The 1,793-nt window shown below is 68.6% G+C and carries 1 protein-coding gene; it reads right to left on the bottom strand.

Going from position 1 to position 1,793, the window contains the following annotated elements; all coding sequences use genetic code 11:
- On the bottom strand, positions 1-1,793 hold a 1,793-nt coding region (locus MOV74_RS37290), incomplete at both ends, for a ComEC/Rec2 family competence protein (RefSeq protein ID WP_246932412.1).

Here is a 1,793-nt window from a genome sequence, read left to right as displayed (position 1 = left end):
AGCCGCCCGTCGACGAGCGGTGTCACGCATCCGGACTCGTCGCACGACACGCCCTCGGCCAAGGCGCTAGTGCCGGCATCGCGCGGATCGGCGTCGGCCGCTAGCCACTCCCTCAGCAGGAAACTATCCTTGCCCGTCCTGATCAGGTGCAACCGCCCGTCCCCGCCGCGCACCGCAACGCTCGCGCCATCCCCGGCAATCAGGATATCGGGCTGGCGTACCGACAGGCCCCAGGCGATGGAAGCCAGCAGCACCATGGCACCGCACCAGCGCAGGGGCGTGCGCAACAGTCCCATCACGATGATCCCAAGGCTTGCCGCAATCAGCGGCGCGATACCAAACGCGGGGATGCGGCCGACCGCGCCCGGCAAAGCCGCCACCCAGCGCGAGACCGCGACCATCCAGTCGATGCCGATCCCCATCAGCCACCAGAACACGCCATCGAGCCCGAAGGGCGCCGCGAGCAATCCCAGCAAGCCCGCCGGCATCACCAGCGCGGAGACCACCGGCATCGCACCGAGATTGGCGAGCACGCCGTAGGGCGTAACGCGGTGGAAGTGGAAGGCGGCATAGGGCGTGGTCGCAAGCCCCGCGATCAGCGAGGCCAGGAACAGCATCGCGATCTCGCGGCCGCCCCACAGTGCGACGCGCGCTGTCGCGGAATGATCGGGCGAGGCAAACAGGTTCGGCATGCCGATCTGCACCAGCGCCACCAGCCCGAGCGTTGCCGCGAACGACATCTGAAAGCTCGGATGCACCAGCGCCTCCGGCGCGACCGCGAGCACGATCAGCGCCGCCACGGCCAGCGTGCGAAAGGTGATGGCGCGGCGATCGACCATCACAGCGATCAGCACCACCGCGGTCATGAAGAACGATCGTTGCGTTGCGACCTCCGCACCCGACAGCAGCAGATAGAACGCGGCCGCCACCAGCGCGGCGCCGGCAGACCATTTCTTGATGGGGAAGCCGACCGCCAGGCCCGGGACCAGCGCCAGCAGCGCGCGCACCGCGAAGAAGACGACGCCGGCGACAACCGCCATGTGATAGCCGGAGATCGAGAGAACGTGTCCGAGCCCCGAGATGAACATCGCGTCGTTGACGGGCGTGGAAATCGCATCGCGCCGCCCGGTGAGCAGCGCGGTCGCGATCGCACGATTGTCGCCCTCGAGCGTTGAGCGGATGCGGGAGTCGATCGCATCGCGCAGGCCCTGCATGAAAGCGGCATAGCGCAGCCGCAGGCCGCCGGCATCGGGCGGGATTGAAGCCGTGATCGCGCCCATCACGAAGCCGGAGGCGCCGATGCCCTGAAAGAACATATCGCGCGAAAAATCGTAGCTGCCGGGGCGCACCGGCGAGAGCGGCGGCATCAGCCGCGCCTTGAGCTGCACGAAGCTGCCGACCTCGGGCGCCGTGCCCTTGCGCACGGAGAAGCGGACGCGTTCCAGCTTGACGTCGCTGCGCTGCGCCTCCATGGCGGTGACCCGCAGCACGAAGCGATCGGTGCGCTCGCGGATGTCGCGGGTCTCGACGAAGCCTGACAGCGCCACCGAATAGAGCGGTTTTGCCAGCACCGGGTGGGCGATGCGCGCCGTCTTCCAGGTCGCCACGGCAAAGCCGGCCGCGACCGCGGCAATCATGATCGTCGGGGCGAACAGCCGGCTCCGCCGCAACAGGATCGCGCCGAGCAGGAGAGCGACGGCCGTCGTCGCGACAACCCACAGCACCGGCTCATGATCGGCGGCGAAATAGAGCGCGATGCCGCCGCCGAAGGCGACAGGCACCCACGGCAACAG

The organism is Bradyrhizobium sp. SHOUNA76, assembly GCF_023006445.1.
Classification (GTDB): domain Bacteria; phylum Pseudomonadota; class Alphaproteobacteria; order Rhizobiales; family Xanthobacteraceae; genus Bradyrhizobium.
The sequence above is the reverse complement of the archived record's forward strand: the minus strand, read 5'-3'. Positions and strand labels throughout refer to the sequence as shown.